General features: G+C 58.9%; 1 protein-coding gene. It reads right to left on the bottom strand.

Annotated features, from left to right (window positions below; genetic code table 11):
* Positions 1 to 331 (bottom strand): hypothetical protein (locus tag GE543_RS27195; protein WP_178118679.1); only part of this gene is annotated, 331 nt, incomplete at both ends.

Below are 331 nucleotides of genomic sequence, written 5' to 3' on the forward strand. Positions count from 1 at the left end.
TGTTGGCGTCGTAATCGGACTTGTTCTTGATGTCGCGGCTGGTGAGGCTTGAGTTGACAAGTCTGTTATTGCCGTCCTGCACGGCTTTGTCGCTGCTGGCGATAACGGCGCCGACCAGATCGGTGTTGCCCCGCACGTTGATGTCGAAACCGTCATCACCGGCCTTGATGCCTGATTGCTCGGTGACGCTGGCGTAGTTGGAGTCGATGTTGGTCGCGCCGAAGTTGCCGCTGGCACCACTGATGGTGCTCATGCCGGTGCAGAACGGCGGAATGCACAGGCTGACGCCGAAGCCGAGGCTCTTTTCGTCGACCTTGTAGGTGTTGGTGTC

Source organism: Pseudomonas sp. SZ57 (assembly GCF_009495975.1).
GTDB classification, from domain to species: Bacteria; Pseudomonadota; Gammaproteobacteria; order Pseudomonadales; family Pseudomonadaceae; genus Aquipseudomonas; species Aquipseudomonas syringae.